We start from the raw sequence: 16,772 nt of genomic DNA, 5'->3' as shown, positions 1-16,772 counted from the left end.
CTGGCTTTAAAAGACCCTTTAAATTAGAGGTAATTAAAATGGGCGGTATTAGTATTACGCAATTGTTGATCATCGCAGTGATCGTGGTGCTGCTGTTCGGTACCAAAAAACTGCGCACGCTGGGCTCCGATCTCGGCGCCTCGATCAAGGGCTTCAAGAAGGCGATCGGCGACGATACGCCGTCGGCTACCAACACGGCTGAAAAAAGCAGCCTGGATGACGCTGACTTCTCGGCCAAGCCTATTACCGAAAAGCAGCCGGAAGTGAAACCGGAAGAGTCGAAGAACAAAGAGCAGGTATAAACCGTGTTTGACATTGGGTTTAGTGAGCTGCTGTTGGTGCTGGTGATCGGCCTGGTTGTTCTGGGGCCGGAACGGTTGCCGGTCGCGGTCAGAACGGTGTCGGGCTGGATCCGCGCGCTGCGCTCGCTGGCGGCCTCGGTGCAGCACGAACTGTCTCAAGAGCTGAAGCTGCAGGAGCTGCAGGACAGTCTGAAAAAAGCGGAACAGGCCGGCCTGCAGAACCTGACGCCGGAGCTGAAGGCGTCGATGGATGAGCTGAAAGACGCGGCGGAATCTTTGAAACGCACCTACCGGGGCGAGAAAGAAGAGCTGGCGAATACCATTCATAATCCGCAGGTCACCGATCCGGAAGCCTTGCATGACGGCGTGACGCCGGCTGAAGCGGCAACCCGCGCCAGCGCGCCCGCCGCTGCGCCAAAACCGCCAGCGGAGCCTGAAGCCGTCGCGCCCGTGTCACCGGCACCGCCAGTGGCGGCGCAACCCGCTAAAGCGCCGGTGGAAACGGCGCCTGCCTCTGTCGAACCTGTTGCGGATAAAACCCCAGCGTCTCACCAACCTAGTGGCGATCGTTAATACATGGCTGTTGAAGATACCCAACCCCTTATCAGTCATCTGATAGAGCTGCGCAAGCGGCTGTTGAACTCGATTATTTGCGTGCTGGCGGTGTTCGTGGTGCTGGTGTTTTTCGCCAATGACATCTACCAGCTGGTTTCCGCGCCGCTGCTCAAGCAGCTGCCGGCCGGGGCGAGCATGATCGCCACCGACGTGGCGTCACCGTTCTTTACTCCGATCAAGCTGACCATGATCGTCTCGGTGTTCGTCTCTGCGCCGATGATCCTGTATCAGGTATGGGCATTCATCGCGCCGGCGCTGTACAAGCACGAACGCCGCCTGATGATGCCGCTGCTGGTGTCCAGCAGCCTGCTGTTTTACCTCGGTATGGCCTTCGCCTACTTCATCGTGTTCCCGCTGGCCTTCGGCTTCTTCGCCAAGACCGCGCCGATGGGGGTGACCATTGCTACCGACATCAAAAACTACCTCGACTTCGTCATGGCGCTGTTTATGGCGTTTGGCGTCGCCTTCGAAGTGCCGGTCGCTATTATTCTGCTGTGCTGGAGTGGCGTCACTTCGCCGGACGACCTGAAGAAGAAACGGCCGTATGTGCTGGTCGGCGCGTTTGTGGTCGGCATGTTGTTGACGCCGCCGGACGTGTTCTCGCAAACCCTGTTGGCGATACCGATGTATCTGCTGTTTGAAGTCGGGGTGTTCTTCGCCCGCTTCTATACCGGCAAACGTCGTCCGCAGGCGGAAGAAGAAGACGAGGGCGACGAACCCCCAGCCCCCTGAACCACATTGATTGCTGAGCCGCCCATTGGGCGGCTTTTGCTTTGGAAAAAACCATGTTTGATATCGGCGTTAATCTTACCAGCAGCCAATTCGCCAAAGACCGTCAGGTGGTGGTGGAGCGCGCCCGCGCCGCAGGGGTGACCGGGATGTTGATTACCGGCACCGATCTGCCGGAGAGCCGCGAAGCCGCCGAACTGGCGCAACAACATCCGGGCTATTGTTGGTCTACCGCCGGCGTGCATCCGCATTACGCCAGCAGTTGGAATGAACAAACCGCCGAGCAGATTTATGCCCTGGCCGCCCGCCCCGAAGTGGTGGCGGTCGGCGAATGCGGTCTGGATTTCAACCGCAATTTCTCGACGCCTGAGCAGCAGGAAGCGGCGTTCACTGCGCAGCTGGCGCTGGCGGCGGAGTTGGCGCTGCCGGTGTTTCTTCATTGCCGCGACGTACACGCACGTTTTGCCGAGCTACTGACGCCGTGGTTGGATAAACTGCCCGCGGCCGTGGTGCACTGCTTCACCGGCACCGCCGAAGAATTAGCAAGCTGCCTGTCGTTGGGCCTGTCGATCGGGATTACCGGTTGGGTCTGCGACGAGCGGCGCGGCCTGGAATTGCGCGCCCTGTTGCCGCAGATCCCGGCCGAGCGTCTGCTGCTGGAAACGGACGCCCCTTATCTGTTGCCCCGGGATTTACTGCCTAAACCCGCATCTCGCCGCAACGAACCCTGTTTCCTGCCCCACATCGTGCATCAGGTCGCCATCTGGCGGCAGGAAGAGCCGCAATGGCTGGGGCAAAAAACCGATGAGAACGCCCGCCGGCTATTCCGGCTGGTTTGAGCTAGGAGAAAACTATGAGCTATGCATTTCCGGGCACCTTCCCTGGTCGCCGTATGCGCCGCGTGCGCCGTCATGACTTCAGCCGCCGCCTGGTCGCCGAGAACCAACTGACGGTCAACGACCTGATCTATCCGGTGTTTGTCATGGAAGGCAGCAACCGCCAGGAAGAAGTGGCCTCGATGCCGGGCGTATCGCGCATGACGATCGATCTGCTGGTCAAGGAAGCGGAAGCCATCGCCAAACTCGGCGTGCCGGTGATTTCCCTGTTCCCGGTGATCGAACCGGGCCTGAAATCGCTGCATGCGGAAGAAGCCTATAACCCGGAAGGACTGGTGCAGCGCACGGTGCGCGCGCTGAAAGACGCGGTGCCTGAGCTGGGCATTCTGACCGACGTAGCGCTCGATCCCTACACGACGCACGGGCAGGACGGGGTGATCGATGAACAGGGCTACGTAATTAACGACGTGACCAAAGACATTCTGGTGCGTCAGGCGTTGTCCCATGCCGAAGCGGGCGCGGAAATCGTGGCGCCGAGCGACATGATGGACGGCCGTATCGGGGCAATCCGCGATCGTCTGGAGCTGCAGGGCCTGGTGAACACTCAGATCATGGCCTACTCCGCCAAGTACGCTTCCTGCTACTACGGCCCGTTCCGCGATGCGCTGGGCTCCAGCGGCAATCTGAAGGGCGGCAACAAGAAGACCTATCAGATGGATCCGGCCAACAGCGACGAAGCGCTGCAGGAGATTGCACAGGATCTGCAGGAAGGTGCTGACATGGTGATGGTGAAGCCGGGTATGCCATACCTGGACGTGGTGCGCCGCGTGAAGGATACCTTTGGCGTGCCGACCTTCGCTTATCAGGTGTCCGGTGAGTACGCCATGCACATGGCGGCGATTCAGAACGGCTGGCTGCAGGAGCAGCCGGCGGTGATGGAGTCGTTGATGTGCTTCAAACGCGCCGGCGCCGACGGCGTGCTGACTTACTTCGCCAAGCGTGTCGCCCAGTGGCTGCATGAAGAAGCGCTGCGCCGCTAAGCGCGAAACCGTAAAAAAGGCGCCTGAGGGCGCCTTTTTACATTACATTTTCTGGAATTGCCGATTGTCGATGCTTTGACTGACCTGTTTGTTGATCAGGTTCAGCAGCAGCATGGAGCGCGCCTCGCCGTCCGGCTCGGTGTAGATCGCCTGCAATCCTTCGAACACGCCGTCGACGATCAGGACGGTATCCCCAGGCTGCGGGGTTTCCGGATCGACATAGGCTTCGCTGGCGTGGGTGCGCAGCTCATCGATCACCTTGCTCGGGATGACGCTCGGCAGCGCGCCGAAACGCACGAAGTGGCTGACGCCGCGGGTGGCGCTGATGGTGGTGGTGTGAATGCGCTCCGGGTCGAACTCCACAAACAGATAGTTGGGAAACAGGGGTTCGCTGACCGCAATGCGTTTGCCACGCACGATTTTTTCCAGCGTGATGATCGGGCTGAGGCAGTTTACCTGCTGCCGTTCCAGATGTTCCTGCGCCCGCAACAGCTGACCGCGTTTGCAATAAAGTAGATACCAGGATTCCATAATTTCACATGCCTTTCTGCCAGCCGGTAAGCATATCAAAAGCTATTCCGGATACATAGTGATGCAAGTTTCAGCATGTAACATCGCCTATCTCTATGAATCTACGGCTATTAGCGAAGGGGCACACACTTGTCGATACGGCGCTGGTATAACAGAGGGCTGAAAAATTTGTTACCGTCACAGTATGGCAAGGCGTTGCGCCACCGGCTGTGACGCTATTCATCGTTTTTGACCGAGGGGGAGAGAAATGGAGCTGTTTCTGTTGAGCAACGGCAAGCTGTCTGGCGAAGCCGAACTGCTGGGGTACGCCAAAAGCCAACTGCTGGCGATGATTGCGCGCCGCGGCATTAAATCCGCCGTCTTTATCCCTTACGCGCTGATCCGTTACGACTACGATCGGCGTGCGCAGGAGCTGGCGCAAGCGTTGGGCATTGAAGTCACCAGCATCCACCACGCCGCTTCGCCCGCGGAGGCCATCGCGCAGGCGGAATGCATTTTGGTCAGCGGCGGCAATACCTGGTTGCTGAACCAGATGCTGCACGAGCAAGGCCTGATTGTGCCTATCCAGCGCGCGGTGCGCGAACGCGAAGTGCCTTACGTCGGCTGGAGTGCCGGTTGCAACGTGGCCACGCCGAGCATTCGCACCACCAACGATATGCCGGTGCGCTGCAGCGTGGTGCTGCCGGCGCTAGGGCTGTTCCCGGTGCAGATCAACCCGCATTACATCGATGCGCATATCAGCGGCCACATGGGCGAAACCCGTGATGAGCGCCTGGCGGAGTTCTGCGCGATCAACCCGAGCGAATCGGTAGTGGCGCTGCGTGAAGGCAGCCTGTTGCACGTTGAAGGCAACGAGCTGCGTTACTTCAGCGCCAACGGGCAAGGCTTCAAAGTGTTCCGCCACGGCGAAGAGACGCGCGAATATCAGGATACGCACGCATTGGCCTCACTGGTGCCGTTCCACTGCCGCTGAACGCCGCCCGGCAGCGGGCGGCGTTAACAAAATTGCAGCAACAACCGTGAAGAGGGCTTATAATGCCCTCCCCACTGGCCGCTATAATGATCAGCATGAAATACCGTGACTTACGCGATTTCCTCTCGTTGCTGGAGAAGAGAGGGGAACTAAAACGCATCAGCCAGCCGATCGATCCTTACCTGGAAATGACGGAGATTGCCGATCGCACCCTGCGGGCGGGCGGCCCGGCATTGCTGTTTGAAAACCCGAAAGGGTACGACATGCCGGTGCTGTGCAACCTGTTCGGTACCGCCAATCGCGTGGCGATGGGCATGGGGCAGGAAGACATCAGCGCGCTGCGCGAAGTCGGCAAACTGCTGGCGTTCCTCAAAGAACCGGAACCGCCGAAAGGTTTCCGCGATCTGTTCGACAAAATGCCGAAGTTCAAGCAGGTGCTGAACATGCCGACCAAGGTGCTGGGTTCAGCGCCTTGTCAGGAGCAGGTATGGCAAGGCGATGATGTCGATCTCAGCCGTATTCCGGTGATGCACTGCTGGCCGGAAGACGCCGCGCCGCTGATCACCTGGGGGCTGACGGTGACCCGCGGCCCGCACAAGGAACGGCAAAACCTCGGCATCTACCGCCAGCAGGTGCTGGGCAAGAATAAAGTGATCATGCGCTGGCTGTCGCACCGCGGCGGCGCGCTGGATTACCAGGAGTGGTGCCAGGCGCATCCCGGCGAGCGTTTCCCAGTCGCCGTGGCGTTGGGCGCCGATCCCGCCACTATCCTCGGCGCGGTCACGCCGGTGCCGGATACCCTGTCTGAATACGCCTTTGCCGGGCTGCTGCGCGGCAATAAAACCGAAGTGGTCAAGTGCCTTTCCAACGATCTGGAAGTGCCCGCCAGTGCTGAAATCGTGCTGGAAGGCTATATCGAACCGGGTGAAATGGCGCCGGAAGGCCCGTACGGCGATCACACCGGCTACTACAATGAAATCGACCAGTTCCCGGTATTCACCGTCACCCACATCACCCAGCGCCGCAACGCGATCTACCACTCGACCTACACCGGCCGGCCGCCGGATGAGCCGGCGATCCTGGGCGTGGCGCTGAACGAAGTGTTCGTGCCGATCCTGCAAAAGCAGTTCCCGGAAATCGTTGATTTCTATCTGCCGCCGGAGGGATGCTCGTATCGCCTGGCGGTAGTGACCATGAAAAAACAGTACGCCGGCCACGCTAAACGCGTGATGATGGGCGTCTGGTCGTTCCTGCGGCAGTTTATGTACACCAAATTTGTTATCGTCTGTGATGATGACGTCAATGCGCGCGACTGGAACGACGTGATTTGGGCGATCACGACACGAATGGATCCGGCAAGGGATACCGTTCTGGTGGAGAATACGCCGATCGACTATCTGGACTTCGCCTCGCCGGTTTCCGGGCTGGGTTCGAAGATGGGGCTGGACGCCACCAATAAATGGCCGGGTGAAACCGATCGCGAATGGGGCCGTCCGATTCAGATGGATGAAAAGGTACGTGCGCGCGTCGACGAAATCTGGGATGAGCTCGCAATCTTCAGTGACAGGGAGCCGACGTTATAACGTCAGGCTCTGTTCTCAGCTTTGCATTGATGACCCGACAGAGGGAACGCATGACAATATTGAGCTGTAAAGTGACCTCGGTAGAGGCCATTACCGATACGGTTTATCGGGTACGTCTGGTGCCTGAACAACCGTTTTCTTTCAAGGCAGGGCAATATCTGATGGTGGTGATGGACGAGCGCGACAAGCGTCCGTTCTCGCTGGCATCTACCCCGACGCAGCAAGATTATATCGAGCTGCATATCGGCGCTTCGGAACTGAATTTGTACGCTATGGCGGTGATGGATCGCATCCTGAAAGAGCAGGCGATCACCGTCGACATGCCGCACGGCGATGCCTGGCTGCGGGAAGAGGGCAGCCGTCCGCTGGTGCTGATCGCCGGTGGCACCGGTTTCTCTTATGCGCGTTCAATTCTGCTGACCGCGTTGGAGCAGCAGCCCGATCGCGACATTTCTATCTACTGGGGCGGGCGTGAGCTGAAGCACCTGTACGATCTGAGCGAGCTGGAAGCGCTGTCGTTGCAGCACCCGAACCTGAAGGTGATCCCGGTGGTCGAGCAGCCGGATGCCGAATGGCGCGGCCGCAGCGGCACCGTGCTCAGCGCGGTGCTGCAGGATTTCGGGACGCTGGCGGAGCATGACATCTATATCGCCGGGCGTTTCGAGATGGCGAAAATCGCCCGCGAGCGTTTCTGCGCCGAGCGCGGCGCGCAGGAAGCGCATATGTTCGGCGACGCGTTTTCGTTTATCTGACAGAAGCGATGCACAGTGAACGGGGTGGCCGAGGGTCGCCCCGTTTTTATTTGGGCGTCGGCAAATTTCAGGCATAAAAAACCCGCCCCTGACAGGCGGGAAGAACGGCAACTAAACTTGGCGGGATGCCGCGATTTGAAGTGGTGACGCGGTCATCCCAAGATAGACACAGCTAAACGCGTTCAAAGACGGTGGCGATACCCTGGCCCAGACCGATGCACATGGTCGCCAGGCCAAACTGCGCGTCGCGACGTTCCATGTTGTTCAACAAGGTGGTCGAGATGCGAGAGCCTGAACAACCCAGCGGGTGGCCGAGCGCGATGGCGCCGCCGTTCAGGTTGATCTTGTCGTCGAGGCTGTCCATCAGCCCCAGATCCTTGATGCACGGCAGCGACTGGGCGGCGAACGCTTCGTTCAGCTCGAACAGATCGATGTCCTGCACGCTCAGACCGGCACGTTTCAGCGCCAGCTTGCTGGCCGGCACCGGGCCGTAGCCCATGATGGAAGGATCGCAGCCGACGACCGCCATCGAGCGGATACGGGCGCGGGCCTTCAAACCGAGCGCTTTGGCGCGCGATTCGCTCATCAGCAGCATGGCGGAAGCGCCGTCCGACAGGGCGGAAGAACTGCCGGCGGTGACGGTGCCGTTGACCGGATCGAACGCCGGGCGCAGGGCCGACAGGCTTTCGACGGTGGTTTCCGGGCGAATGACTTCATCGAAGTCGAAACGGGTCAGCACGCCGTCGGCGTCGTGGCCGTTGGTCGGTACGATCTCGTTTTTAAAGTAACCCGCCAGCGTCGCTGCATGCGCGCGCTGGTGGGAGCGGGCGGCGAATTCATCCTGCATCTGGCGGCTGATGTTGTGCATCTTGGCCAGCATTTCGGCGGTCAGCCCCATCATCCCGGCGGCTTTGGCCACGCTGCGGCTCAGGCCCGGATGGAAATCCACGCCGTGGTTCATCGGCACATGGCCCATGTGTTCCACACCGCCGATCAGGCTGACGTGCGCGTCGCCCACCATGATGGCGCGCGCCGCGTCATGCAGCGCCTGCATCGAAGAGCCGCACAGGCGGTTGACGGTCACCGCCGGCACGCGGTGCGGGATCTCGGCCAGCAGCGCGGCGTTGCGGGCGATGTTGAAGCCTTGCTCCAGCGTCTGCTGCACGCAGCCCCAGTAAATGTCATCGATCTCGGCGGCGTCCAGCGCCGGGTTGCGGCTCAGCACTTCGCGCATCAGGTGAGCGGAGAGATCTTCGGCGCGTACCTGGCGGAAGGCGCCACCCTTGGAGCGGCCCATCGGCGTGCGTACGGCATCAACAATAACTACGTTTTCCATCTTTATGACCTCATGCCGGTTGGCGGGTAGCGACGTCGGACAGCGGTGTCGCCACCGGGTAGTAGCTTTCATTGCGCTCGGCCTTGGCGCGCAGACCGGCCGGCACCTGATACAGAGCGCCGAGGTGTGCGTAACGCTGGGCCAGCTCAACGTAGTTGGCGGTGCCAAGCGTATCCAGGTAGCGGAACGCGCCGCCGTGGAACGGAGGGAAGCCGATGCCGTAGACCAGCGCCATATCGGCTTCCGCCGGGCTGGCGACGATCTTCTCTTCCAGGCAGCGAACCACCTCGTTGATCATCGGGATCATCATGCGCGCGATGATTTCTTCGTCGCTGATGGTCTGGCGCGGTTGGCTCACTTCGGCCAGCAGCGCATCGGTCTGTTCGTCGTTGTCCTTGCGCGGCTTGCCTTTGTTGTCCTGGCTGTAACGGTAGAAGCCCAGTTGGTTTTTCTGACCGAAGCGCTGGCTGTCGAACATCACGTCAATGGCGTCGCGGTAGTCTTTGCTCATGCGATCCGGGAAGCCGGCGGCCATCACCGCCTGCGCGTGGTGCGCGGTATCGATGCCCACGACGTCGAGCAGGTAGGCCGGGCCCATCGGCCAGCCGAACTGTTTCTCCATCACTTTATCGATCTGACGGAAGTCGGCGCCGTCGCGCAGCAGCAGGCTGAAGCCGGCGAAATACGGGAACAGCACGCGGTTGACGAAGAAGCCCGGGCAGTCGTTCACCACGATCGGCGTTTTGCCCATGCGGCTGGCGTAGGCCACCACTTTGGCGATGGTGTCGTCGCTGGTCTGTTCGCCGCGGATGATCTCGACCAGCGGCATGCGGTGCACCGGGTTAAAGAAGTGCATGCCGCAGAAGTTTTGCGGGCGCTTCAGCGATTTTGCCAGGTGATTAATCGGAATGGTCGAGGTGTTCGACGCCAGAACGGTGTCTTCACCGATCAGGCCTTCCACTTCCGACAGCACGGCGGCTTTCACCTTCGGATTCTCCACCACCGCTTCGACGATCACCTGCGCGCGCTCGATGCCGGCGTAGTCCAGCGTCGGCTGAATGGTCGACAGCACCTGCGCCATTTTCAGACCATCCAGCTTGCCGCGTTCCAGCTGCTTGTTGAGCAGCTTGGCCGCTTCGCTCATGCCCAGCGTCAGCGACTTGTCGCTGATGTCTTTCATGATCACCGGCACGCCTTTCAGCGCCGATTGGTAGGCGATGCCGCCGCCCATGATGCCGGCGCCCAGCACCGCCGCCTGTTTCGGCGCATCCACATTCTTGGCCAGCTTTTTCGCCTGGCCCTTCACGAACTGGTCGTTAAGGAAGATGCCGACCAGCGCGCGCGCTTCGTTGGAACGCGCCAACGGCACGAAGCTGGCGGTTTCCAGTTTCAGCGCTTCATCGCGGCCCAGCTTGGCGGCGGCTTCAATGGTCTTCACTGCGGTCATCGGCGCCGGGTAATGTTTGCCGGCGGTCTGCAGCACCATGCCTTTGGCAGTGGTGAAGCTCATCGCCGCTTCGATGGGGCTGAGTTTCAGCGGCTCCAGCTTCGGTTGACGCGCGGCGCGCCAGTCCAGTTTGCCGTCGATCGCCTGCTGCAGCATTTTGAGCGCCGCTTCGGCCAGTTTTTCCGGCGCCACTACCGCATCGACCAGGCCGACTTTCAACGCGTCTTTGGCGCTGACGTCTTTGCCGGCGGCGATGATTTCCAGCGCGCTGTCGTTACCCAGCAGGCGCGGCAGGCGGACGGAACCGCCGAAGCCCGGCATGATGCCCAATTTGGTTTCCGGCAGGCCGATACGCGCGTCCGGTGAGGCGACGCGGAAATCGGTCGCCAGAATGCATTCGCAACCGCCGCCGAGCGCATAGCCGTTAATGGCCGAAATGGTCGGCACCGGCAAATCTTCCAGCCGGTTAAAGACGTTGTTGGCGAACACCAGCCACTCTTGCAGCTTTTCGGCCGGCGCGGCGAACAGAGAAAGGAATTCGGTGATATCGGCGCCGACGATAAACGCGGCTTTGGTGGAGCGCAGCAACAGCCCCTTCAGCGCAGGCTGGTTTTCCAGCACGGTGAGCGCTTCGCCCAGGCTGGCGACGGTGCGGGTATCCAGCTTGTTGACCGAGCCTGGTGCATTGAACACCAGCTCGGCGATGTCGTTATCGAGCCAGTGCAGTTGTAATGTTTCGCCTTGGTAGAGCATGTCTATCTCCTGAATCAGCGTATGATCTGGTATGACCAGATGAAGAGGAGTGTGGTTTTTATGTTAATAATATGCAAATAAGAGATTGCATATTTGCTGGTCGGATCACATCTCACCAAGTTAGTGTTTTGATTTAGAACGAAGTTATATTTTATGTGCTATCGGCATTTGCTGGAGTTGGTCGGCCCTCATACACTTGCTCGCAGCGATTGATCATTCAGACGAGGTTACGCATGAATAAGGCGGCTTGTGTCAAACGCAGCGGCTTATGGAGCATTCCCGCCAGAACCATGACGCTGGCGTGTCTGTTGGTGTTCATGGCACAAATGGCGACGACCGTGTACCTGCCTTCGCTGCCGACGGTGATGCGGGAGTTGACGATGAGCCGGCGAGCCACCGAGTTGTCCATTTCAATCTTCGTCATCGGCGCTGCGTTGCCGGTGCTGTTCTGGGGCGCGGCGGCCGATCGCTTTGGCCGTCGAGCGCCGCTGACGCTTTCCCTGTTTCTCTTCATTGGCTGCAGCGGGCTGTTGGCGCTGTGCAGCAACGGTGCCGAGCTGCTGACCCTGCGCGCTCTGCAGGGCGTCGGCGCCGGCGGTGCGGCGATCATTGCGCGTATCATCGTGCGGGATAACTGGAGCGGTGATGAGCTGGCGCGCCGTCTGTCGGTGCTCTCCATCGCTTTCATCACCGCGCTGGGCGGGGGGCAGTTTATCGGCGGCCTACTCAGCCAATATTCGCACTGGCAGATGGGCTTCGTCTTGATGGGCGCCACCGGATTGACCGTTCTGGCGCTGATGGCGACGCTGCCGCTGGAGGCGGGGCGGGCACGCGGGCCACGTCCGGCGATGGCGGCCACCTACTTCGCCATCCTGCGGCGGCCGGGGTTCTTTTGGCCGGCCTGCGTTGGCGGGCTGGGCTTCGCCACCACGGTGACGTTGCAGGAGGTGAGCCCGTTCGTCATGCAGCAAGGTTTTGGTCTCAACGTCACGGCGTTCGGCGCGTTGGGATTGGTGATCGGCATCGCCTACTTTAGCGGCGCGTTGACGGTGAACCGCACGGTGGCGCGTGTCGGCGGGAAAAAGCTGATGCAAACCGGCAGCGGCATCGTGGCTCTGGCGACGGCAGCGATCCTGCTGTTGTGGTGGAGCGGCATCCTGGCCGGCCTTTCCGGCATGGCGGTGTTCATCGCGCTGTATTGCCTGACTATTTTGGGCCAGGCGGTGCTGTTTCCCAACAGCATGGCGATGGCGGTCAGCGATGCCAAAGAGTACGGCGCCTATGCGATGGCGCTGTGCGGTTTTCTGCAGCAGTGTCTGGCGGGCGTCGCCGCAGCCGGCGCGGTGTTGTTGGAGCACCATGGCCTGTGGGCGCTGGCGATAGCGCTGCTCGGCCTGGCCGGTTGGCTGATGGTTAAACTGCGGATGTAACGGCATTTGCAGGGAATTGCGAGCTGCTCCGCATGCCCAACGCGATGAGGTTGGTGCGCCGGAGCGCTGTGTTAAGATGGCTTCTTTCGTGCTAAGGCATAAGGGTATTGTGATGGAAACGCTGGCTTCTTTGTATAACGACCACCTGGCAGAGCTGCAAAAACGCGCGCGCGAAGTGCTTGAGCGCAACAAGTTGGATGCGCTGCTGATTCACTCCGGGGAACTGCAAAAGGTATTTTTGGACGACCATAGCTATCCGTTCAAAGTGAATGCGCATTTCAAAGCCTGGGTGCCGGTGACGTCGGTGCCGAACTGCTGGTTGTGGATCGACGGCGTCAATAAGCCGAAGCTGTGGTTCTACTCTCCGGTTGACTATTGGCATAGCGTAGAGCCGCTGCCGAACAGTTTCTGGACCAAATCCCTTGAATTGATGCCGCTGGCCAACGCTGACGCTATTGCGCAGCAGCTTCCGCCTCAGCGTGAGCGCGTCGGCTATATCGGTTATGCGCAACAGCGCGCCCGCGATCTCGGCATCCCTTCTGAGAACATCAATCCGAAAGCGGTGTTGAACTACCTGGATTTCCACCGTTCGATCAAAACCGGCTACGAGCTGGCCTGCATGCGCGAAGCGCAGAAGACGGCGGTAACCGGCCATCGCGCGGCGCATGAGGCCTTCCTCTCCGGCATGAGCGAGTTCGACATCAACCTGGCTTACCTGACGGCGACCGGCCACCGCGATACCGACGTGCCTTACGACAACATTGTGGCGCTGAACGAACACGCTTCGGTGCTGCACTACACCAAACTGGATCACCAGCCGCCGGCCGAGTCACTGAGTTTCCTGATCGACGCCGGTGCGGAATATAACGGCTACGCCGCCGATCTGACCCGCACCTATGCAGCGCAAAGCGGCAGCGAGTTCGCCCACCTGGTGAAAGATCTCAATAGTGAACAACTGGCGTTGATCGACACCATCAAGACCGGCGTGCGCTATACCGACTATCATGTGCAGATGCACCAGCGCATCGCCAAGCTGCTCAAGAATCACAAGCTGGTGAACGGCCTTAGCGAAGAGGCGATGGTTGAAACGGGCATCACCACGCCGTTCCTGCCGCACGGGTTGGGTCACCCGCTGGGCCTGCAGGTGCACGACGCCGCCGGCTTTATGCAGGATGAGCAAGGCACCCATCTTGCGGCGCCGTCCAAGTATCCGTTCCTGCGGTGTACCCGCGTGTTGCAGCCGGGCATGGTGTTGACCATCGAACCGGGTCTGTACTTTATCGACTCTCTGTTGGCGCCGTGGCGCAGCGGTGAGTTCAAGCAGCACTTCGCCTGGGATCGCATCGATGCGCTGAAGCCGTATGGCGGCATCCGTATCGAAGACAACATCGTGATCCACGAAAAGCGCATCGAGAACATGACGCGCGATCTGAACCTGGCCTGATGCGGCCGTACCCGATACCGGCGGAAGCAACCTGCTTTACCGAAGAGATAAAGAAGAGCCGTTTTATCACCCTGCTGGCGCCGACCAGCGGGGTAGAAGCGGCAAAGGCGTTTATTCAGCAGGTACGGGATGAGCACCCGGCGGCGCGGCACCACTGCTGGGCCTTCGTCGCCGGTAGTCCCGATGACTCGCAGCAGTTGGGGTTCTCCGACGACGGCGAACCGTCGGGCACCGCCGGCAAACCGATCCTCGCGCAGCTGATGGGCAGCGGTATCGGCGAAGTGACCGCCGTGGTTGTCCGTTACTACGGCGGCGTCAAATTAGGCACCGGCGGGCTGGTGAAAGCCTATGGCAACGGCGTTCAACAGGCGTTGAAGCAGTTGGCATTGGTACAAAAGGTGCCGGAAGCCGAATATATCTTGCAGTGCGACTATGCGCAGTTGGCGTTGGTGGAGAACTTGCTGCAGCAAACCGCAGGTCGGATCCTGCAGGGCGAATACGGCGCCGCCGTCGTGCTGCATCTGGCGTTGCCGGCCACCGAGGTCGATCTGTTTGGGAATAAATTGCGTGATCTCAGTCGCGGTAATTTGCAATTAACCCCCATTTCGCAATAATTCCTCCCAATTGAATTGCTAAGGATCGTGCTGAAATGCATTTTCGCGCCATAACCCGTATCGTTGGTCTGCTGGTCATCCTGTTCTCCGGGACGATGTTTATTCCCGGCCTGGTGGCATTGATTTACCGCGATGGGGCGGGGCGCGCGTTCAGCCAAACCTTCTTCGTGGCGCTGACCATCGGCCTGATGCTGTGGTGGCCGAACCGCAAACAGAAACACGAGCTGAAGCCGCGCGAAGGCTTCCTGATCGTCGTATTGTTCTGGACCGTGCTGGGCAGCGTAGGGGCATTGCCGTTCCTGTTTTCGGAACGGCCCAACTTGTCGCTGACCGACGCCTTCTTTGAATCCTTCTCGGGATTGACGACTACCGGTGCGACGACGCTGGTGGGGCTGGACTCGTTGCCGAAGGCCATTCTGTTTTATCGCCAAATGCTGCAATGGATGGGCGGTATGGGGATCATCGTGTTGGCGGTGGCGATACTGCCGATACTCGGCGTCGGCGGCATGCAGCTGTATCGGGCGGAAATGCCCGGGCCGCTGAAAGATAACAAGATGCGTCCGCGCATTGCCGAAACCGCCAAAACCCTGTGGCTGATCTATGTATTGCTGACCGTGGCCTGCGCGCTGGCGCTATGGGGTGCCGGGATGTCGGTGTTCGATGCCATCGGCCACAGTTTCTCGACTATCGCCATCGGCGGTTTTTCTACCCACGACGCCAGTATCGGTTATTACGCCAGTCCGACCATCAACACCATCATCGCCGTGTTCCTGCTGATTTCCGGCTGTAACTATGGCCTGCACTTCGCTTTGCTGAGCGGCCGCAGTCTGAAGGTGTATGGGCGCGATCCTGAATTCCGCATGTTTATCTTCGTTCAGCTGACGCTGGTGGTGGTGTGTACGTTGGTGCTTTGGGGGCATGGCGTGTACAAGAGCGGTATGGAAACGCTCAATCAGGCGTTTTTCCAGGTGGTCTCGATGGCGACCACGGCCGGTTTTACGACCGACAGCATCGCCAAATGGCCGCTGTTCTTACCGATGTTGTTGCTATGTTCGGCGTTCATCGGCGGCTGCGCCGGCTCGACCGGCGGTGGCCTGAAAGTGATCCGTATTCTGCTGCTATACCTGCAGGGCTCGCGCGAGTTGAAGAGGCTGGTGCACCCCAACGCGGTCTATACCATCAAACTGGGCAACCGCGCGCTGCCGGAACGCATTCTGGAAGCGGTATGGGGATTCTTCTCCGCCTATGCACTGGTGTTTATCGTCAGCATGTTGGCGATCATTGCCACCGGTGTCGACGACTTTTCCGCGTTCGCCGCAGTGACGGCGACGCTCAATAACCTTGGCCCCGGCCTGGGCGTGGTGGCGGATAACTTCACCACGATGCCGGCGGCAGCCAAGTGGATCCTGGTGGTGACGATGCTGTTCGGGCGTCTGGAAGTGTTTACATTGCTGGTGCTGTTCACGCCAACCTTCTGGCGTGAGTGAGCCTGATATAAGGAGTACGCCATGAAGGCATTGATACTTTATTCGAGCCGTGACGGGCAAACACGTGCTATCGCTTCTTATATAGCAAGCAAGTTGCAGGACACGCTGCGCTGTGAGGTGATCGATCTGCTGCAGGCGGAACAGGTCGACCTTAGCCAGTATCAGCAGGTGATGATCGGCGCCTCCATCCGCTACGGGCACTTTAACCCGGTACTGGATAAATTCGTTAAGCGCCATGCCGAACAGCTGAATAGGATGCCGAGCGCGTTCTTCGCGGTGAACCTGACCGCGCGTAAACCGGAAAAGCGTTCGCCGCAAACCAACGCCTATACCCGCAAGTTCCTGTTGGCCTCGCCGTGGCAGCCAAAACAGTGCGCGGTGTTTGCCGGCGCATTGCGTTATCCGCGCTATCGTTGGTTCGACCGCATCATGATTCAATTTATTATGCGTATGACGGGCGGTGAAACGGATACCAGTAAGGAAGTGGAGTACACAGATTGGCAGCAGGTCGATCGTTTCGCCCAGGAATTTAGCCAGATCCAGTACGAAAAGTGACAAAAACGCGGGTTTGGCCAGCGTTTTGCCGAAAAAATCCGCGCTTGAAAAGTTTTTTGCAATTAGGGGTTGCGGCCCGCCGAGAACTCCCTATAATGCGCCTCCACTGACCGGGAACAACGACTGACAAGCCGCCGGGTCAGCGAGAAGAAAGCGAAATAAACGCTTGACTCTCCGGGCGAAAAGCGTAATATGCGCAGCCCGCGCCGATGAAGTTTCTCGGCACTGCTCTTTAACAATTTATCAGACAATCTGTGTGGGCACTCCACAAGACGATATCCAGCATCTTCGGATGCAAAAAAATATCAAGTCTTGAAGAGTGACTAACTGAAGTAAAATTCATGC

At 59.6% G+C, this 16,772-nt stretch carries 16 protein-coding genes; 13 read left to right on the top strand and 3 right to left on the bottom strand.

Annotated features, from left to right (window positions below):
- Positions 1-38 precede the first annotated feature (38 nt).
- Genes tatA through hemB form a run of 5 tightly spaced genes read left to right on the top strand, consistent with a single transcriptional unit; the run spans position 39 to position 3,522 of the window.
- Complete coding sequence (gene tatA, locus AAIE04_RS06990; protein ID WP_498576711.1) at positions 39-302, top strand: Sec-independent protein translocase subunit TatA; 264 nt, start codon at positions 39-41, stop codon at positions 300-302.
- Between the two features lie 3 nt (positions 303-305).
- Positions 306-875, top strand: a complete 570-nt coding sequence (tatB, locus tag AAIE04_RS06985; RefSeq protein WP_019455286.1) for a Sec-independent protein translocase protein TatB — start codon at positions 306-308, stop codon at positions 873-875.
- Positions 876-878: 3 nt separating this feature from the next.
- Positions 879-1,649, top strand: a complete 771-nt coding sequence (gene tatC / locus AAIE04_RS06980; RefSeq protein WP_019455285.1) for a Sec-independent protein translocase subunit TatC — start codon at positions 879-881, stop codon at positions 1,647-1,649.
- 53 nt (positions 1,650-1,702) lie between these two features.
- The gene (gene tatD / locus AAIE04_RS06975; protein WP_498576710.1) at positions 1,703-2,485 is read left to right on the top strand and encodes a 3'-5' ssDNA/RNA exonuclease TatD; all 783 of its coding nucleotides are present in this window, start codon (positions 1,703-1,705) and stop codon (positions 2,483-2,485) included.
- 14 nt (positions 2,486-2,499) lie between these two features.
- A complete protein-coding gene (gene hemB, locus AAIE04_RS06970) occupies positions 2,500-3,522 on the top strand; it encodes a porphobilinogen synthase (RefSeq protein ID WP_019455283.1) in 1,023 nt (340 codons plus the stop codon).
- A gap of 42 nt (positions 3,523-3,564) precedes the next feature.
- Here the strand turns inward: hemB and rfaH are convergent, their stop codons facing one another.
- Complete coding sequence (gene rfaH / locus AAIE04_RS06965) at positions 3,565-4,053, bottom strand: transcription/translation regulatory transformer protein RfaH (protein WP_019455282.1); 489 nt, start codon at positions 4,051-4,053, stop codon at positions 3,565-3,567.
- Positions 4,054-4,300: 247 nt separating this feature from the next.
- On the opposite strand from rfaH, the gene pepE reads away from it, so the two are divergent.
- The 3 genes from pepE to fre all read left to right on the top strand — a co-directional run bounded on the left by pepE (position 4,301) and on the right by fre (position 7,361).
- Entirely contained in the window at positions 4,301-5,026 is a 726-nt protein-coding gene (gene pepE, locus AAIE04_RS06960) for a dipeptidase PepE (RefSeq protein WP_498576709.1), read from the top strand.
- 62 nt (positions 5,027-5,088) lie between these two features.
- Positions 5,089-6,609, top strand: a complete 1,521-nt coding sequence (gene ubiD / locus AAIE04_RS06955) for a 4-hydroxy-3-polyprenylbenzoate decarboxylase (RefSeq protein WP_043129093.1) — start codon at positions 5,089-5,091, stop codon at positions 6,607-6,609.
- 50 nt (positions 6,610-6,659) lie between these two features.
- Complete coding sequence (gene fre / locus AAIE04_RS06950) at positions 6,660-7,361, top strand: NAD(P)H-flavin reductase (protein WP_025160385.1); 702 nt, start codon at positions 6,660-6,662, stop codon at positions 7,359-7,361.
- A gap of 172 nt (positions 7,362-7,533) precedes the next feature.
- On the opposite strand, the gene fadA is transcribed toward fre, so the two are convergent.
- A complete protein-coding gene (fadA, locus tag AAIE04_RS06945; RefSeq protein ID WP_063918298.1) occupies positions 7,534-8,697 on the bottom strand; it encodes an acetyl-CoA C-acyltransferase FadA in 1,164 nt (387 codons plus the stop codon).
- Positions 8,698-8,707: 10 nt separating this feature from the next.
- Positions 8,708-10,897, bottom strand: a complete 2,190-nt coding sequence (gene fadB / locus AAIE04_RS06940) for a fatty acid oxidation complex subunit alpha FadB (protein WP_498576708.1) — start codon at positions 10,895-10,897, stop codon at positions 8,708-8,710.
- A 233-nt stretch (positions 10,898-11,130) separates the two neighbouring features.
- Between fadB and AAIE04_RS06935 the strand changes: the two genes are divergently transcribed.
- The 5 genes from AAIE04_RS06935 (at position 11,131) to hemG (ending at position 16,427) form a co-directional block, all read left to right on the top strand.
- Entirely contained in the window at positions 11,131-12,327 is a 1,197-nt protein-coding gene (locus tag AAIE04_RS06935) for an MFS transporter (protein WP_498576707.1), read from the top strand.
- A gap of 112 nt (positions 12,328-12,439) precedes the next feature.
- Positions 12,440-13,771, top strand: a complete 1,332-nt coding sequence (gene pepQ, locus AAIE04_RS06930) for a Xaa-Pro dipeptidase (RefSeq protein ID WP_019455276.1) — start codon at positions 12,440-12,442, stop codon at positions 13,769-13,771.
- Positions 13,771-14,385 carry an IMPACT family protein gene (locus tag AAIE04_RS06925; RefSeq protein WP_063918300.1) on the top strand — a complete coding sequence of 205 codons (615 nt, stop codon included), beginning with the start codon at positions 13,771-13,773 and terminating at the stop codon, positions 14,383-14,385. The genes pepQ and AAIE04_RS06925 overlap by 1 nt, the downstream gene beginning before the upstream one ends.
- A 35-nt stretch (positions 14,386-14,420) precedes the next feature.
- Positions 14,421-15,872, top strand: a complete 1,452-nt coding sequence (gene trkH, locus AAIE04_RS06920; RefSeq protein ID WP_004934492.1) for a Trk system potassium transporter TrkH — start codon at positions 14,421-14,423, stop codon at positions 15,870-15,872.
- 21 nt (positions 15,873-15,893) lie between these two features.
- Positions 15,894-16,427 carry a menaquinone-dependent protoporphyrinogen IX dehydrogenase gene (gene hemG, locus AAIE04_RS06915; RefSeq protein WP_004934493.1) on the top strand — a complete coding sequence of 178 codons (534 nt, stop codon included), beginning with the start codon at positions 15,894-15,896 and terminating at the stop codon, positions 16,425-16,427.
- Positions 16,428-16,772 lie beyond the last annotated feature (345 nt).

It is taken from the genome of Serratia sp. Ae19-1 (genome assembly GCF_059801225.1).
The sequence above is the reverse complement of the archived record's forward strand: the minus strand, read 5'-3'. Positions and strand labels throughout refer to the sequence as shown.